General features: G+C 60.7%; 14 protein-coding genes and 1 tRNA gene. 10 read left to right on the top strand and 5 right to left on the bottom strand.

Annotation, left to right across the window (positions count from 1 at the left end; translation table 11 throughout):
* Nucleotides 1-270 precede the first annotated feature (270 nt).
* The gene (locus ACEN8I_RS15100; protein ID WP_413329312.1) at nt 271-936 is read left to right on the top strand and encodes an OmpA family protein; all 666 of its coding nucleotides are present in this window, start codon (nt 271-273) and stop codon (nt 934-936) included.
* A 54-nt stretch (nt 937-990) separates the two neighbouring features.
* Here the strand turns inward: ACEN8I_RS15100 and ACEN8I_RS15095 are convergent, their stop codons facing one another.
* On the bottom strand, nt 991-2,775 hold the full coding sequence (locus ACEN8I_RS15095; RefSeq protein ID WP_413329311.1) for an acyl-CoA synthetase: 1,785 nt from the start codon (nt 2,773-2,775) through the stop codon (nt 991-993).
* An 8-nt stretch (nt 2,776-2,783) separates the two neighbouring features.
* Between ACEN8I_RS15095 and ACEN8I_RS15090 the strand changes: the two genes are divergently transcribed.
* The 7 genes from ACEN8I_RS15090 (at nt 2,784) to ACEN8I_RS15060 (ending at nt 10,674) form a co-directional block, all read left to right on the top strand.
* Nucleotides 2,784-3,722: an alpha/beta fold hydrolase gene (locus ACEN8I_RS15090; RefSeq protein WP_413329310.1), complete on the top strand. Its 939-nt coding sequence runs from the start codon at nt 2,784-2,786 to the stop codon at nt 3,720-3,722.
* A gap of 71 nt (nt 3,723-3,793) precedes the next feature.
* A protein-coding gene (gene prfB, locus ACEN8I_RS15085) for a peptide chain release factor 2 (RefSeq protein WP_413329309.1) occupies nt 3,794-4,898 on the top strand; the annotation gives its coding sequence in 2 pieces (ribosomal slippage) (nt 3,794-3,874 and nt 3,876-4,898; 1,104 coding nt in all).
* 88 nt (nt 4,899-4,986) lie between these two features.
* A complete protein-coding gene (gene pepN, locus ACEN8I_RS15080; protein ID WP_413329308.1) occupies nt 4,987-7,719 on the top strand; it encodes an aminopeptidase N in 2,733 nt (910 codons plus the stop codon).
* Nucleotides 7,720-7,747: 28 nt separating this feature from the next.
* Nucleotides 7,748-8,755, top strand: coding sequence for a class 1 fructose-bisphosphatase (locus ACEN8I_RS15075; RefSeq protein ID WP_413329307.1), 1,008 nt, complete (start codon nt 7,748-7,750; stop codon nt 8,753-8,755).
* Between the two features lie 23 nt (nt 8,756-8,778).
* Nucleotides 8,779-8,854: transfer RNA gene (locus ACEN8I_RS15070), tRNA-Thr, on the top strand.
* Between the two features lie 273 nt (nt 8,855-9,127).
* On the top strand, nt 9,128-9,847 hold the full coding sequence (locus tag ACEN8I_RS15065) for a HipA family kinase (protein WP_413329306.1): 720 nt from the start codon (nt 9,128-9,130) through the stop codon (nt 9,845-9,847).
* Nucleotides 9,844-10,674: a hypothetical protein gene (locus ACEN8I_RS15060; protein ID WP_413329305.1), complete on the top strand. Its 831-nt coding sequence runs from the start codon at nt 9,844-9,846 to the stop codon at nt 10,672-10,674. Before ACEN8I_RS15065 ends, ACEN8I_RS15060 begins: the two co-directional genes overlap by 4 nt.
* A 126-nt stretch (nt 10,675-10,800) precedes the next feature.
* Here the strand turns inward: ACEN8I_RS15060 and ACEN8I_RS15055 are convergent, their stop codons facing one another.
* Nucleotides 10,801-11,265 carry a hypothetical protein gene (locus ACEN8I_RS15055; RefSeq protein ID WP_413329304.1) on the bottom strand — a complete coding sequence of 155 codons (465 nt, stop codon included), beginning with the start codon at nt 11,263-11,265 and terminating at the stop codon, nt 10,801-10,803.
* 107 nt (nt 11,266-11,372) lie between these two features.
* Complete coding sequence (locus ACEN8I_RS15050) at nt 11,373-11,708, bottom strand: DUF4238 domain-containing protein (protein WP_413329303.1); 336 nt, start codon at nt 11,706-11,708, stop codon at nt 11,373-11,375.
* A 239-nt stretch (nt 11,709-11,947) separates the two neighbouring features.
* Here ACEN8I_RS15050 and ACEN8I_RS15045 point away from each other — a divergent pair, with 239 nt between their 5' ends.
* Together ACEN8I_RS15045 and ACEN8I_RS15040 are read left to right on the top strand one after the other, a co-directional pair.
* Nucleotides 11,948-12,247: a PadR family transcriptional regulator gene (locus ACEN8I_RS15045; RefSeq protein WP_413329302.1), complete on the top strand. Its 300-nt coding sequence runs from the start codon at nt 11,948-11,950 to the stop codon at nt 12,245-12,247.
* A complete protein-coding gene (locus ACEN8I_RS15040; protein ID WP_413329301.1) occupies nt 12,244-12,975 on the top strand; it encodes a hypothetical protein in 732 nt (243 codons plus the stop codon). The genes ACEN8I_RS15045 and ACEN8I_RS15040 overlap by 4 nt, the downstream gene beginning before the upstream one ends.
* A gap of 239 nt (nt 12,976-13,214) precedes the next feature.
* On the opposite strand, the gene ACEN8I_RS15035 is transcribed toward ACEN8I_RS15040, so the two are convergent.
* Together ACEN8I_RS15035 and ACEN8I_RS15030 are read right to left on the bottom strand one after the other, a co-directional pair.
* Nucleotides 13,215-14,048 carry a shikimate dehydrogenase family protein gene (locus ACEN8I_RS15035; RefSeq protein WP_413329300.1) on the bottom strand — a complete coding sequence of 278 codons (834 nt, stop codon included), beginning with the start codon at nt 14,046-14,048 and terminating at the stop codon, nt 13,215-13,217.
* Nucleotides 14,049-14,113: 65 nt separating this feature from the next.
* On the bottom strand, nt 14,114-16,024 hold the full coding sequence (locus ACEN8I_RS15030) for a bifunctional sugar phosphate isomerase/epimerase/4-hydroxyphenylpyruvate dioxygenase family protein (protein WP_413329299.1): 1,911 nt from the start codon (nt 16,022-16,024) through the stop codon (nt 14,114-14,116).
* Nucleotides 16,025-16,041 lie beyond the last annotated feature (17 nt).

The raw sequence follows: 16,041 nt of genomic DNA, 5'->3' as shown, positions 1-16,041 counted from the left end.
GCGGTTGGGATGGGATGAATGCAGGCCTCGAAACACTGTTGCATCCATGAGAAGCGAGTGTGACGAAGTTCACAAAGCGGCTAGTTTAAGGGCTCTGAACACGGCGTGCTGGCGGCTCCAACTCGGGCCCTTGTCTTACAACTGCTCACCAATTGCCTGCCTACCATTCACAGACCGGCGATTTAATCCCTGCGTGGCTGAATCCTGAACTGAATTCAAAAGCACACTTTTCATAACGACATCGTCCAATTTTTCCCGAGGAGAATTTCCATGAACAAACTGACCATCACTTCCCTGAGCTGCGCCGTCCTGGCCGCCTTCACCCTGTCCGGTTGCGCCAACATGAGCGAAACCCAGTCCGACACGGCCAAGGGCGCCGGCATAGGCGCGGTCGCGGGTGCGCTGCTGGGCGCGGCCACCGGCGGCTCCAAGGGTGCGGCCACCGGCGCGGTGCTGGGCGGTGCGGTCGGCGCGGGCGGCGGCTACATCTGGTCCAAGAAGATGCAGGACCAGAAGGCCGCGATGGAACGCGCCACCGTGGGCACAGGCGTGGCTGTGAGCCAGACCACCGACAACCGCCTGAAGCTGGACATCCCCAGCGACGTCTCGTTTGACGTGGGCCGCTCGGCCATCAAGCCCAACTTCGCGCCCATCCTGAACCAGTTCGCGACCAGCCTGAACCAGAACCCGGTCACGACGGTCACCATCATCGGCCACACCGACAACACCGGCTCCGACGCCATCAACAACCCGCTGTCGGTGGACCGCGCCGACGCGGCCCGCGACTACCTGGTCAGCCGCGGCGTGGCCCGCACCCGCATCGTGACCGACGGCCGCGGTTCGCGCGAGCCTGTGGCTGACAACAGCACGCAGCAAGGCCGCGACAAGAATCGCCGCGTTGAAATTTATGTGGCCGAACAAGTTGCTGCACGCTGAGCACAGGCTTCACTCGTAAAAAAAGCACCTTCGGGTGCTTTTTTTACGTCCGCGTCAGGCCGGCGACTGCGCCTTGAAGCGCTCTTCTTCCTGCAGTCGCAGCACCCGCCGCTGCACCTTGCCCGTGGTCGTCATCGGCAGCGCGTCAATAAATTCAATCTCCTTGGGGTACTCGTAAGGCGCCAGCATGTTTTTGACGTGCGCCTGCAGTTTCGCGGTGAGCTCCTCGTCAAACCCGGCCGCACCGCCCGGATGCGCCGCGCGGGCCGCGAGCTGGTCGGGCGCGATCACCACATAGGCCTTGACGACCGCGCCGCGTTCGCGGTCGGGCTTGGGCACCACGGCCGCGTTGGCGACGGCCGCGTGCTTGACCAGGCAGTTCTCGATCTCGCCGGGGCCTATGCGGTAACCCGCGGCCTTGAACACATCGTCGGCGCGGCCCTCGTACCAGAGATAGCCCTCGGCGTCGCGGCGTGCCAGGTCGCCGGTGCGGCACCAGTCGCCGGTGAACTTGTTGCGGGTGGCCTCGTCTTTTTTCCAGTAGCCCAGAAAGAAAATCGGGTCGGGGTCGCCGTGTACGTCGTAGCGGTTCACCGAGACATCGCCCGGCACGCCCACCGGGCATTCATTGCCCTCGTCATCAATCACCGCCACGCGGTGGCCCGGGTAGCCTTTGCCCATGCTGCCCGGCCGGGCAGGCCAGAAGCGGCTGCAGTTGCCCACGACGTAGTTGATTTCGGTCTGGCCGAACATTTCGTTGACGGTGACGCCGAGCTGCTCCTGGCAGTAGGCGAACACCGCATCGCCCACGGCTTCGCCCGCGCTCATCATGGCTTGCAATTTCAGCTTGAAGTACTGCGCGGGCCGGGGATAGGCCTTCATCATGGCCTTGAGGGCCGTAGGGAACAAAAAGGTGTGCGTCACGCCCTGCTCCGCCATCAGGCTGAAGGCCAGTTCGGGGCTGAAACGCCCGTTAAAAGCGACGATGGGCCGGCCGAAATACAGGCTGGGCAGCAAGGCGTCCATCAGCCCCCCGGTCCACGCCCAGTCTGCCGGAGACCAGAACACCGCGTCCGATTTTTGATTCTTTTTGCCGTCAAAGCCAAACCAGTTGTGGCTGCAGACAAAGCCCGGCAGGTTGCCTATCAGCGCGCGGTGCGGCAACAGCGCGCCCTTGGGCGGGCCGGTCGTGCCGCTGGTGTAGATCAGGATGGCGCCTTCTTCGGCCTTGGTCTTGACGGCCGTAAAGATGCCCTTTTGCACGGCAAGCGCACTGTCGTAGCCGAGATCGCCCTGGTCCTGGGCGCTGCCGGCGGCGATCACCGTGCGCAGCGCCGGGCAGTTGCCGCGAATGGCTTTCAGGCTGGCGATGGAGCTTTCGTCGCAAATGGCCACCACGGCATCGCTGTCCTGTAGCCGGTATTCCAGCGCCTCGGGCCCGAACAGCATGGACAGCGGCATGGCCACCGCGCCCATCTGGAACACCGCCATATAGGCCACGGCGGTTTCCAGGCGCTGCGGCATCACGATGGCGACGCGGTCGCCTCGCTGCACGCCCAGGCCCGTCAACACCTGGCTTAGCGCATCGGCTGCTTCTTGCAGCTCCTGGAAGCTGTGCAGCACCGTCTTCGCACCCGGCTTGTGCTCGCGTATCGCCGTCCGGGGTTGCTCGCGCGCCCAGCGGCTGCAGCAGGCCTCGGCGATGTTGAAAAATTCATCCACCTGCCAGCGAAAGCCGGCGTGCAGTGCCGCGTAGTGGTCGGGCTGGCCGGCCTGGGATTTACCGGCAGCCGGCTTGTCCCTGTGTTGACTGCGCTTTGTGTCTTGTCTCTTTATCATGGGCACCAATGTACAAAGAAAAACGATCTTCCCGCAGCGAGTTTGTCCCTATACGCGGCCTCAGCTACCACGTTCGCCTCTGGGAAAGCCCCTCGGGCACCGACCCCGCGCTGCCGCCACTCGTTCTGGTCCATGGCTGGATGGACGTGGCGGCCTCTTACCAGTTCATGGTGGATGCCCTGTCCGACGCCTTCGCGCAAGGCCGAACCATCATCGCGCCCGACTGGCGCGGCTTTGGGCTCACGGGCTCGGGCCCAGACGGCAGCCCCGCCGACAACTACTGGTTCGCCGACTACCTCGCCGACCTGGATTTTTTGCTGGACCATTACGCGGGCGAGCGGCCCGTGGACCTGGTCGGCCACAGCATGGGCGGCAATGTCGCCATGCTGTATGCCGGCGTGCGGCCCGCGCGCATACGCCGGCTGGTCAACCTCGAAGGTTTCGGCCTGCCGCCCAGCAAGCCCGAACAGGCGCCGGGCCGTTATGCCAAATGGATGGACGAGCTCAAAAGCCTGCGGCGCGGCGAACTCGCGCTCAAGACCTATGACAGCGTGGACGGCGTGGCGCGCCGCCTGATGAAAACCAACCCGCGGCTGTCGGCCGACAAGGCGGGCTGGCTGGCCGGCCACTGGGCACGCCCAGATGCGTCGGGGAAATGGCAAATCCTGGGGGAAGCCGCGCACAAGATCACCAGCGCGCAGCTGTACCGCGTCGACGAAGCGCTGGCAATCTACCGCTGCATCAGCGCGCCCACGCTGGCCGTCGAGGCTTCCGACGATTCGCTGGCTACCTGGTGGCAGGGCAAATACAGCCTGGCCGAGTACCACGAGCGCCTCAAACAGGTGGCCCAGGCCCGGGTCGCCGTGATCCAGGACGCCGGCCACATGCTGCACCACGACCAGCCGGAACAGCTGGCAACACTGATTGAGGGCTTTCTGGAGCAATAGTCCCTGTGTCATGAGAAAATAGCGGGTTAGGCCGCCCCTTGCGGCCACCAACATTTCAGGACAGAAGAACCATGGAAGCAGAACGCATCAACCTCATCAGCAACCAGCTCGTGGACCTCAGCAACCGGGTCAACGAGCTTCGGGGGTATCTTTGACTACCCTGCCAAAGAACGAAAGCTGAACGAAGTCAACGCCGCACTCGAAGACCCCAAGGTCTGGGACAACCCCAAGCGCGCGCAGGAACTCGGCAAGGAAAAAAAATCGCTGGAAGACGTGGTCCACGTCATCGACCGCCTGAGCTCCGAGCTGGCCGACAACACCGAACTTTTCGAGATGTCCAAGGCCGAAGGCGACGACGCCGGCATGGCGACGATTGAAGGCGAGGCCGCCAAGATCGCCGCCGAGGTCGAAAAAATGGAATTCCGCCGGATGTTCAACAACCCGGCCGACCCCCTGCCCTGCTTCCTGGACATCCAGGCCGGCGCCGGCGGCACCGAAGCCTGCGACTGGGCCAGCATGCTGCTGCGCCAGTACCTCAAGTACGCCGAGCGCAAGGGCTTCAAGACCACGGTCGAAGACGAATCGCCCGGCGACACCGCGGGCATCAAGGGCGCGACCATCAAGATCGAGGGCGAATACGCCTTCGGCCTGCTGCGCACCGAAACCGGCGTGCACCGCCTGGTGCGCAAGTCGCCGTTTGACTCCTCAGGCGGGCGCCACACCTCGTTTGCCTCGGTGTTTGTTTATCCCGAAATCGACGACTCCATCGAGATCGAGATCAACCCGGCCGACGTGCGCACCGACACCTTCCGCGCCAGCGGCGCCGGCGGCCAGCACATCAACAAGACCGACTCGGCCGTGCGCCTGACGCACATCCCGACCGGCATCGTCGTGCAGTGCCAGGACGGCCGCAGCCAGCACAGCAACCGCGACGTGGCCTGGAAGCGCCTGCGTTCGCGGCTGTACGACTTCGAGCTGCGCAAGCAGCAGGAAGCCCAGCAAAAGCTGGAAGACACCAAGACCGACGTGGGCTGGGGCCACCAGATCCGCAGCTATGTGCTGGACAACAGCCGTATCAAGGACCTGCGCACCAATGTCGAGGTCTCGGCCACGCAGAAAGTGCTGGACGGGGACCTGGACGTTTTTATCGAAGCCTCGCTGAAGCAGGGCGTTTGATGTTGGATGCCCGTGGCGGCCGGCGCGGCCGCCCGGGATTTTCGTTGAGTGATTGTTTGAGTTTTTAGATTGTTTTGAGGAAGCAGCCATGTTGCAAATGCCCGATGACCGTGGATCTGGACAAGGGCCCACAGTGGTCATCAACCGCGCCGACTACATCGCCCCCGCCTACTGGATAGACACCGTCGACCTGTGCTTCGACCTGGATCCGGCCAAGACCCGCGTGCTCAACAAGATGCGCCTGCGCCGCAACCCGGACGTGCCGCCCCAGCCGCTCAAGCTCGACGGCGAGGAGCTCAACCTCTCGCGCGTGCTGGTCAACGGTCAGGGCACCTCCTTCAAGATGGAAGGCAACCGACTGGTGCTGGAAAACCTGCCCGAAGGCAATGAGCCCTTCGAGCTCGAAATCTTCACCACCACCTGCCCCGCCAAAAACACCAAGCTGATGGGCCTGTACGTCAGCAACGACTCCTTCTTCACGCAGTGCGAGGCCGAGGGCTTTCGCCGCATCACCTACTTCCTGGACCGCCCCGACGTGATGGCCAGCTACACCGTGACGCTGCGCGCCGACAAGGCCCAGTACCCGGTGCTGCTGTCCAACGGCAACCTGGTCGACCAGGGCCCGCTGGAGCCCGGCCCCAACGGCGCGCGGCATTTCGCCAAATGGGTGGACCCGCACAAAAAGCCCAGCTACCTGTTCGCCCTGGTGGCCGGCCAGCTGGTCAGCCGTGAGCAGCGCATCACCTCGCGCGCCGGCAAGCAGCACACGCTGCAGGTCTATGTGCGCCCGGGCGACCTCGACAAGACCGAGCACGCCATGGCCTCGCTGATGCATTCGGTGGCCTGGGACGAAGCCCGTTTCGGCCTGCCGCTGGACCTGGAGCGCTTCATGATCGTTGCCACCAGCGACTTCAACATGGGCGCCATGGAAAACAAGGGCCTGAACATCTTCAACACCAAGTACGTGCTGGCCAACCAGGCCACCGCCACCGATGTGGATTTTTCCAATATCGAGAGCGTGGTCGGCCACGAGTACTTTCACAACTGGACGGGCAACCGCGTCACCTGCCGCGACTGGTTCCAGCTGAGCTTGAAGGAAGGCCTCACGGTGTTCCGCGACCAGGAGTTCAGCCAGGACCTGGCCGGCTCCCCCTCGGCCCGCGCCGTCAAGCGCATTGAGGACGTGCGTGTGCTGCGCACCGCCCAGTTCCCCGAGGACGCCGGCCCCATGGCCCACCCGGTGCGGCCCGACAGCTATGTCGAGATCAGCAACTTCTACACCGTCACCATTTACGAAAAAGGCGCCGATGTCGTGCGCATGATGCAGACCCTGGTGGGACGTGACGGCTTTGCCCGCGGCATGACGCTGTACTTTGAACGCCACGACGGCCAGGCCGTGACCTGCGACGACTTCGCGCAGGCGATCGCCGACGCCAACCCCATGTCGGACCTGGCGCGCCTGCTGCCCCAGTTCAAGCGCTGGTACAGCCAGGCCGGCACGCCGCGCGTGCACGCCCAAGGCCGCTACGACGCCGACGCCCGCACCTACACCCTCACGCTGTCGCAAAGCTGCGCGCCCACGGTGGGCCAGCCCGTCAAGCAACCGTTTGTGATCCCGGTCGGCCTGGGCCTGCTGGGCGCGGACGGCCAGGACCTGCCGCTGCAGCTGGCCGGCCAAAGCCATGAAGGCCAGGCGCCAGCGAGCACGCGCACCGTGGTGCTCACGCAGGCCGAAGAGACTTTCACCTTCACCGGCATCGCCGCCGAGCCCGTGCCTTCCATCCTGCGCGGCTTCAGCGCCCCTGTGGTGCTCGAGTTCGACTACAGCGACGCCCAGCTGCTGCACCTGCTGGCGCACGACAGCGACCCCTTCAACCGCTGGGAAGCCGGCCAGCGCCTGGCCGTCAACCGCGCCATCGCGGCCATCACCACAGCCGGCACGCCCGCCGCCGTGCTGGATGAAGCCTACCTGGACGCCATGCGCCAGGTGCTGCGCCACCCCACGCTGGACGCCGCCTTCAAGGAGCTGGTGCTCACATTGCCGTCCGAAACCTACCTGGCCGAGCAGCTCGAGGTGGTGGACCCGCAGCGCATCCACGCGGTGCGCGAAGCCATGCGCCTGCAACTGGCCACGGCCCTGGCGGCCGACTGGGCGGCCGTCTACGACGCCAACCACGACACCGGCGCCTACACGCCCGACCCCGTCTCCAGCGGCCGCCGCGCGCTCGCGGGCATGGCGCTGACCTATCTGTGCCTGGCGGCGCAAAGCACCGGCGATGCCGACTGGCCGCACAAGACCCTGCAGCGCTTCAAGGACGCCGGCAACATGACCGACCGCTTCAACGCGCTGGCCGCGCTGGTCTCCAGCGGCCACGCCCTGGCCGGCGAGGCGCTACCGCTGTTCCACGCCATGTTCAAGGACGAAGCCCTGGTCATCGACAAATGGTTCGGCCTGCAGGCCGGCGCGCCGGATCGCGGCGGCAATGTGCTGCCGGCCGTCAAGCAGCTCATGAAACACGCCGACTTCAGCCTGCGCAACCCCAACCGCGCGCGCAGCGTGGTCAGCACCTACTGCCAGGGCAACCCGGCCGCCTTCCACCGCGCCGATGCCGCAGGCTATGTGTTCTGGAGCGACCGCGTGATGGAACTCGACGCCATCAACCCGCAGGTGGCCGCCCGCCTGGCGCGCGCGCTGGACCGCTGGAGCAAGCTGGCCGAGCCCTACCGCAGCGCGGCACGCGAGGCGATTGCACGCGTCGCGGCCAAGACCGACCTCAGCAAAGACACCCACGAAGTCGTCTCTCGCGCATTAGCCGATTGACCCTCCCCTCAACAGAACGGAGCCCCCCATGTCCCAGAAAATCTCCCTGACCCGCTACCTGGTGGAGCAGCAGCGCATGGACGGCCACATCCCGTCGCAGCTGCGGCTGCTGCTCGAAGTGGTGGCGCGCGCCTGCAAAAGCATCAGCCAGGCCGTCAACAAAGGCGCGCTGGGCGGCGTGCTGGGCACGGCCTCCAGCGAGAACGTGCAAGGCGAAGTCCAGAAAAAACTCGACATCATCGCCAACGAAGTGCTGATCGAGGCCAATGAATGGGGCGGCCACCTGGCGGCCATGGCCTCGGAAGAAATGGACAGCATTTATGTGGTGCCCAACCGCTACCCGCAGGGCGAATACCTGCTGCTGTTCGATCCCCTGGACGGCTCCAGCAACATCGACGTCAACGTCAGCATAGGCACCATCTTCAGCGTGCTCAAAAAGCCCGAAGGCCATGCCGGCGTCGAGGAAAAAGACTTTCTGCAGGCCGGCAACAAGCAGGTCGCGGCCGGCTACTGCATTTACGGCCCGCAAACCACCCTGGTGCTGACGGTGGGCGACGGCGTGGCCATGTTCACGCTGGACCGCGAGCAGGGCTCCTTTGTGCTGACCGAAGAAAACGTCCGCATCCCCGAAGACACTAAAGAGTTCGCCATCAACATGAGCAACATGCGCCACTGGGACGCGCCGGTGAAACGCTATATCGACGAATGCCTCCAAGGCAAGGACGGCCCACGCGGCAAGGACTTCAACATGCGCTGGATCGCCTCCATGGTGGCCGACGTGCACCGCATCCTGACCCGCGGCGGCGTGTTTATGTACCCCTGGGACAAACGCGAGCCTGAAAAAGCCGGCAAACTGCGCCTGATGTACGAAGCCAACCCCATGAGCTGGCTGGTCGAACAGGCCGGCGGCGCCGCCACCAACGGCAAACAACGCATCCTGGACCTGCAACCCACCAAGCTGCATGAGCGGGTCAGCGTCATGCTGGGCTCCAAAAATGAGGTCGAACGGGTAACCTCCTACCACTCCGGGCTATAATCTCTGGCTGTATTCAATAAAAAGCCGGTGTAGCTCAGTCGGTAGAGCAGCTCATTCGTAATGAGAAGGTCGGGTGTTCGATTCATCTCTCCGGCACCAATTCAGCGGGAAACAGCGATAGTGGTCACTTACCGGTGATTGCTGGTGTCATCTCTGGTGACAGCCGGGTTCCGCATCAAAAAGCCTCCTCACGGAGGCTTTTTGCTTTTTGGGCGATTTTTACCACCCGCCCAGCCTTGACACACGAATGCGCAACCTCCAGACTACCTGTAACAAAAAGTGCAATTAAAGGTGTCGCTTGGGCATTCGCTCACACCCTCACTTCAACGTGACTTGCCGGCAAAGCTGCGTACCCGAATTTCTTGAAAATTTATGCCACCTACTACACAGAGCAGCTTCTTTCCGGTTCAATGCAATCGCACCCGCCCAAAGCCACCAGCGGCTGTTGACTGCGACTTCGTCGCTGTTTGCGATGCAAGCACCGAGCGGTATTTGTGCAAGGGTCAGTCTCGCATTGCGCATTTGCCTGCAACAGAGTGGATTTGCTCAACGCTTGCTCGTGACATTGGTCTTCCTGTCCCGCCTTTCGCCGTGGTGGAGCTGACTACAAACCCTGGTGTTTTTTTGTTTGGCTCTCAATGGCTTGGAGGTGCAGTCGATTACATGGTTGGACTTCCCCATGTCAGCAATCCGGAACTATTCAGCAGAGTATTCGGAATGGATTGGGTATCACACAATGACGACAGGCATTTCGGCAACTATCTTTACCTGGTTATTAATGGCGAAGTTATTTTGCGGCCGATGGACTTCAGCCGAGCATGGCTTCATCACGGCTGGCCCTTACCTGGGCTGCCACTTCCCAAGTGCTTCACAACAGACAACAAGCCCATCTGGGAGGCAATGCACGGCTACACTCCGCCATTGGCGACTATAGACAAAGTAACCTCTTTGGCCGATGATTGGATGCTCAACACCTTGGAAGCCATGCCCGCTGTTTGGGTTACGCCGCAGCAGCGTAGTGATCTGATCGCTTGGTGGACATCTCCAGCCAGGCAATCCAGAGTAACACTCGCCAAATCAACCTTGCCATGAAGACCGCTAAATACAGCCTCATCACTATGCGTCCGTCACTTGAACGCCTCGATGTTCTGTGCGTTGGCGTAGCTGTTTTAGATGATGGCGAATGGTTAGTTCTTACTGTTCCGGATTCGAGGAAGTTCCTATCGCTGGATCCAAATTTTGATTTCTCCACCATAAGTGCGTTTGCAAGCACGCTTAATCGTTTTCTTGAGCATTGCGAAACATTGAGTGACGCCCGCCAGCTGCTCGCATCAAGTCGCAGCAGCATTTCAATTCACGATTTCGAGGGCGTTTTTGGTTACGAGACTGAGCAAGAATTTGACGCTCAGATTCATGCATTGATGGCTGAATCCGTTCTCCCTATAGGCGCTAGTCCCAGGCCATCAATCGCACGGAAGAAGGCGAAACCCCGTATTCGGTCGCAACTACGTCGCCAATTCCAAACCATGGGGTTGCTTGGGAAGACGCACGACGACATCAACAGCCGCAAAGTAATACCTAATTTTCCGGTTTCTGCAGCTCACGGTTTGGTCGCTGAGTTCGCGATCAAAAACGGCGTAATGAGTTTTACCGAAACTCTTGACTTCGCAGTGTCCGAAGACGGCGTTCGCAATCGCATCTTTGAGGCGCAAGCAAAGTGCTTGGTTATGAAGACTGCGGTCGAGACATTCGGTACAAACATTAGCCGCCACATCGTCATTGCAGGCGGTGGAAGTCCAAAGGCATCTAGATCTGTGGACCTCTTAAGCACGGTCGGTGAGCTATACGCACTCGAGAGTTCGGCAGACATGGCCAAGTACTTTGGTGCCATCGAACACTCAGCCCATCACATAGGCTAACTAACGGAAGCCTCCCGCTGTGGCGGTTTTTTTACGTTGACGGGATAGTCCCGTCGGCCTCCATCGCCCCGCATAGTGCGGATGCAGAGGCCGACCGCTTCTATAGAACGGAATCCGGCCAAGCCTTTAGCTCGTGAAGTCACCTGGCCGAATTGTCAACACTCCGCGCATCCCGCTTGATGTGATTGCCGCAGCCAGCTCGTCGCTCACCGCATACTTACAAATTTCTCCGAGATAGGCAATCGGGATGTCGGTGAGCATCTCGCCCTTGAGTTCAAGGTGTTCGACCTCCTCCAGTGGCCCCTCATCAAAGGACTTGAACTTCGACCGTTCACGGTCCACGGCGCTCTCCACGACAGTCAAAACGTTCAAGGCGAAGAATTCGTTGTGTAATCGTTTTTGCCGGTATTCGACGAGCAGAGGCAGCATTTCGACTTCGCAGCCGAAACTGCTTAGAAGCTCCGCAAAAGGCTTCGAGACGATGGTGAAGGGCACCGTCATGAAGTAGTCGGTCAATCCGGCCGGAGACTCGCGGTCATCTCTGACTTGGACACGGACGTCACCCCATAGCGATTCGAGACGCTTGCCCATGTTTAGGTGGAATCCGGGGATGCTCCACAAGCGATGAAGGTCTACCAAGTTCGGAGATGCATCTGGCGCAGGGACGCCATGCCGAAGGTCAACGGTCAAGAGTTTCGTCATAGGATCAACTTAGTGGAATGTCCGCTGTTGTCTGATTCGAGACTGGAGAGCGGTGCCTCTAAAGAACGCCCCTCACCCTCTATCTCAAAGTCATAAAAGCGACTCTCGTTGGCCACGTTTTTCACGTGTGAGACAAAGGTAATTCCTTTTTGTTTGTCGAATACATGCACTCGGTTCTTCTTATCTGAAGTGAAGTTCCGTAAAAGAAACTGCGGAACATAGTGCTGAATTTTTACTTGAGTAATTTTGTCCCCAGTTAGAAGTTCGCCGTAGTCGGCACAACGAATCGGCCCGATTAGTCTAGCCATTGCCGACATGGCTACCAACGTCATTGAATTCAAAAAAGCTAAGCCCCTACAGTGACTGTAGGTTTATCCTATCTTACAAGTTGTAAGATATAATGACACCGTCAGTTAGGTGGTCCCGGCCTCCTGACCGACCCTAAAACTTATACACATACATTCAAACTTATCCGTTCAATTCATTCTTTAAAGTTCAAATTTAATACTCAGCACCAAACTCAAATTTATACATTCCAATTTATTCAAAGCCTATATCTGTTTACCAACTTATGAACATTTCACCTAAAGAAGGCCTCGTCCTTGAACAGCTCTCCAGCAATGCTGGCTCGGAGATGTATGGGCTTGAGATGGTCAATGCATCGAATGGTGCATTGAAGCTTGGCACGATTTACGTCACTTTGGGACGCCTTGAAGACAAGGGCTTCATCGAGAGTCGCAAAGAAGACGCGTCCGTAAGGACCGTGCCTCGCAGGCTTTACAAAATCACTGGAGCCGGCAGGAAAACATACCTTGCTTGGAGCGCCGCGATGTCGGCCTATAACAAGGGAATGAATGGAGTTTTGGTATGAGTGACGACTATTTCGGATCCCCTAAGGACGTGATCGGGTCCGCGATGACTGAGGCAGAACGGGTGTATCGCCTGGCACATGGAGGTTATGACGCGCCGTCGTGGGTTACGTCGGCTCAAAAGGCAGCGGAATGGTTTGACCAAGCAGTGCGAGAAACTAAGCAGCGCGAGGACCTCTTGACGCGATTAAGGCTGGATTCAAACTTGACGACATTGAAACTTGCCCAACAGATCAAGGATGTAGAGCGCACAGCTAACATGTTTGCCGAGAAGTTTTTAATACAAGAGCGATTGGCAAAGCACTACGGTATGGGTGCAACTGAACAAACTGGCCGGCAGATCATGAATCCTGCCGAGGCATTCTACGAGAGCTACACCAGTGACAAGAGAAAGAAGACAGACAAGTCCGAAATCGACAAGGAACCTACAGTCACTGAAGCGCCTAGGGTGAGTAGAGCGCCAATAGTTCAGAAAATTGAAATTGCTCCAGGCTATGGGTTGCTCCGTTTCCTCGGTCATTTTTGCAGTAAGAAGTTCAGAGAACGCGTTCTTGAAGCTCTTCACGCAGAGTCGATTGCAGAGTATCAAGAGGCGTTAAAGCGCAAAGACAAGGCTGGCGCGATCTCAGCGCGGTATCGGATGTATGTTTCAATGGTTCGAACAGTCTTTGGCGGAGCGATCGACTGGGCCTTCGGTAGGTTCTCCCTCAAAATCGGCTCAGGCGAGTAATGTTGACCGCAATGCAAAAAGGACTCTTCGGGGTCCTTTTTTATTTGTAAGTGTCCTGGGCCTGTCTAGTGGCTCAGAAATCGAGGGTTTCGGTCAGGTGACTCAGAATGCCATCCGCGTTGATACGCCTGACAGCCTGCTTGGCCGCCACCCTCTCCACAATGACATCGACTCTCCACGAGGGTGCAATGCGGTCGAAGAAAAAATCCTGGCCATCCTCACCGAAAACCGGCGCCAATTCAATACCTGATTGTGGCGACCGAACGCAAAACCTCTGGCGTTGTGGTGGGAAGCCCGAAAAACTCCAGGTACGCCGGGATCTGCTCGAACAACATGTCCGTCCCCACCTGGACCTGGCATCCGCGTGCGATGGCCGCTTTGAGGAAGGCTGTGGTTTCGCTGCGCATGACCACCTCGCCCACAAAAGTGTTGGGCGCGATGCGTGAGACGTCCATCGGCAGGGGATCGCCCTCCTCCATGCCCATGGGCGTGGCATTGACGACCAGGTCGTAGCCGGCGGGATCGTTGGACCCAGTGCTCACGCCCAGTTTGGGGTAGTGCTTTTTGAGCCGGCCGGCCAGTGCTTCGGCGGACGCGGCGTTGACGTCAAAAAGGCTGATCGCTTCAATGCCGGCTGCGGCCAGTGAGGCCGCAATCGCCGAGCCGACGCCGCCGCTGCCCACCACCAGCACCCGCTTGCCGGGCAGGCTCAGGCCCTTGCGCTGGATGCCGCGCACGAATCCTTCACCGTCAAACATATCGCCCTGCAGGCGGCCGTCGGCAGCGCGGCGCACGGCGTTGCACGAACCGGCGATCAGTGCCGTGGGCGAAACCTCGTCGAGCAATCCGACCGTGCTGACTTTGTGGGGCATGGTGATCAGCGCGCCGCCGATGTTTTCGAGCGTGAAGACTGACTTCAGGAAAGCTGCGTAGTTTTCGGCACGGCATCCCATGGGCACGACGACCGCGTCAATGCCTGCCTGCTCGAAGTAAGGGTTGTAGATCATCGGTGCCTTGAACGAATGCGTGGGAAATCCGATGTGGGCGATGAAGGTGGTTTTGCCGCTGATCATGAAAGCCTTCTTGATGGTCCTGGTGGAAACGATGGAATATTGTCGGATGGCCGGGGGTGGCGTTGTCAGGCGGCGGCGTCCCGCCATTGCGCCAGCGCACCCAGGTGCACGGGGGCGTTGGCAATGCCGTACTGCTGGTAATTGCCGCAGCGCTCAATCATGCTGAAGAAAAACCGGCCGTCAAATGGTGTCGTATATGCCTGGAAAAATTCACCGTCGGCATCCCGGTCGTACATGATGCCGAGCTCCCGCATGGACGCGAGCAGCGCCGGGTCCAAGTCGTATTTTGCTGCCAGGTCATCGTAGTAATTTCCGGGAACGGCTAGCAGGCTTGCGCCCTGCGCCTTGAGCCTGCGCATGGCGGCCACGAGGTCGCGCACGGAGATTGCAATCTGCTGGACACCCGCGCCGCCGAACTGCGAGACCGTCCTGGCGGTGGACGTGTTCTCACGCTCCGAGACATTGAGCGCATACCGGACCTCCCGGCCCGAGGATTCCATGACACGGTTGCGGATGATGCCGTAGGGATCGTGCATGACGGTGCTGGACCCGGGTTTCAAGCCCAGGACCGCGCGGTAGAACAGGGTCCAGGGCTCGACCTGGCCGGTTGGAAGCACCTGGACCAGGTGGTCGATGCGCGCGCCTTCGCCAAAGGCGGTGGCGGCGGATGGCGCGTTGTCGATGATGAAATCGGCTTCGAAGCCATGCTCACCGCCCGCGTGCACGTCAAAGAAATAAAGCAGGCTGCCGTCGGGTGCGCGCACCGCCGGAATCGTCAGCTCGTTCTGGCCCACCCGGCCGGCCACACGCGTGCAGCCGAGCGCCTCGGCGCGGCTGAGCGCCGCCAGGGCATCGTCGGTCGCCAGCGCGGTGGCGCAGGCCGACACCCCGTGGGCTTCAAAATAGGCGCGCGCGAAAGAATCTTCCTCGAGGTTGAGCACCACCCTCACCTCGCCCTGGCCGTACAGATCGACCGCCTTGGAGCGGTGTTTGCCGATGCGCCGAAACCCTATGGCCTGCAAAAACTGGGCGAGCCGTGCCGCGCTGCCGGCGTCGACCGCAAACTCGACAAAAGACCAGCCGCGCAAGACGGGCGGCGGCGGTGGGTCAAACAGCGAGACCCTGCGGCTTTCGCCGTGGGACTTCCCAGTCTTCAGCGAGGCCACGTCCCGCATCTGTTCCTCGAGCCAGAGCAGCGAGCGCATCGCGTCGGCCGCAGTGGCACGCGCCGGCGCGGCGCGAAATTCGTCGTTGAAAATTTCGAGCGACAGCGGGCCTGTATAACCGGCATCGAGCACCGCGGCCGTGAACTTCGCCATCTCAAACTCGCCCTGCCCCGGAAAACAGCGGTAGTGGCGGCTGTGGCTGAGAACGTCGAGCTTGACCCAGGGCGCATCGGCCAGCTGCACGTAAAAGATCTTGTCTCCCGGAATCTGTGCGATCGGCAGCGGGTCATCGCGCAGGGCCAGCGTGTGGAAGCTGTCCAGGACAATCCCCAGGTGCGGATGGTTGGCGCGCTGCACGACCTGCCAGGCCTGGCCGAAGCGGTTGATCTGCGGCGCCCAGGCGAGCGCCTCATACCCGACCCGCAAGCCGCGCCGCCCCGCCCTCTCGGCGAGCTGGTGCATCTGCTCGGCCAGGATTTCGACATCCCCCGACGCGTCGGACTGGGCGTTGGTGCACACCAGTATCAGCGGCGCACCGAGTTCCTGCATGACGTCGAATTTGCGCTCCGCGCGATCCAGGTTACGCAGCAACTGCGCCGGGGTCACGCCGTCGAAATCGCGGAATGGCTGGAACATGTCGATCGAGAGGCCCAGGTCCTCGGCGATGCGGCGCACATCGCGCGGCGAACCCGGAAACTGCAGCAAATCGTTCTCGAATATCTCGACACCGTCAAACCGCGCGGCCGCCGCGGCCTGCAGCTTCTCCCTCAGCATGCCCGACAGCGACACGGTGGCAATGGATCGACGCATCGTGGACCTCGCGACGA

The sequence above is a fragment of the Polaromonas sp. CT11-55 genome, assembly GCF_047303325.1.
Classification (GTDB): Bacteria; Pseudomonadota; Gammaproteobacteria; order Burkholderiales; family Burkholderiaceae_C; genus Polaromonas.
This window is presented reverse-complemented; position numbering and strand designations above follow the sequence as displayed.

Bases quoted from the DNA above. Each gene is read 5' to 3' on its own strand.
- ACEN8I_RS15100 (WP_413329312.1), top strand. From the start codon at position 271: ATGAACAAACTGACCATCACTTCCCTGAGCTGCGCCGTCCTGGCCGCC.
- ACEN8I_RS15095 (WP_413329311.1), bottom strand. From the start codon at position 2,775: ATGATAAAGAGACAAGACACAAAGCGCAGTCAACACAGGGACAAGCCG.
- ACEN8I_RS15090 (WP_413329310.1), top strand. From the start codon at position 2,784: ATGTACAAAGAAAAACGATCTTCCCGCAGCGAGTTTGTCCCTATACGC.
- pepN (WP_413329308.1), top strand. From the start codon at position 4,987: ATGTTGCAAATGCCCGATGACCGTGGATCTGGACAAGGGCCCACAGTG.
- ACEN8I_RS15075 (WP_413329307.1), top strand. From the start codon at position 7,748: ATGTCCCAGAAAATCTCCCTGACCCGCTACCTGGTGGAGCAGCAGCGC.
- ACEN8I_RS15065 (WP_413329306.1), top strand. From the start codon at position 9,128: ATGCCACCTACTACACAGAGCAGCTTCTTTCCGGTTCAATGCAATCGC.
- ACEN8I_RS15060 (WP_413329305.1), top strand. From the start codon at position 9,844: ATGAAGACCGCTAAATACAGCCTCATCACTATGCGTCCGTCACTTGAA.
- ACEN8I_RS15055 (WP_413329304.1), bottom strand. From the start codon at position 11,265: ATGGGCAAGCGTCTCGAATCGCTATGGGGTGACGTCCGTGTCCAAGTC.
- ACEN8I_RS15050 (WP_413329303.1), bottom strand. From the start codon at position 11,708: ATGACGTTGGTAGCCATGTCGGCAATGGCTAGACTAATCGGGCCGATT.
- ACEN8I_RS15045 (WP_413329302.1), top strand. From the start codon at position 11,948: ATGAACATTTCACCTAAAGAAGGCCTCGTCCTTGAACAGCTCTCCAGC.
- ACEN8I_RS15040 (WP_413329301.1), top strand. From the start codon at position 12,244: ATGAGTGACGACTATTTCGGATCCCCTAAGGACGTGATCGGGTCCGCG.
- ACEN8I_RS15035 (WP_413329300.1), bottom strand. From the start codon at position 14,048: ATGATCAGCGGCAAAACCACCTTCATCGCCCACATCGGATTTCCCACG.
- ACEN8I_RS15030 (WP_413329299.1), bottom strand. From the start codon at position 16,024: ATGCGTCGATCCATTGCCACCGTGTCGCTGTCGGGCATGCTGAGGGAG.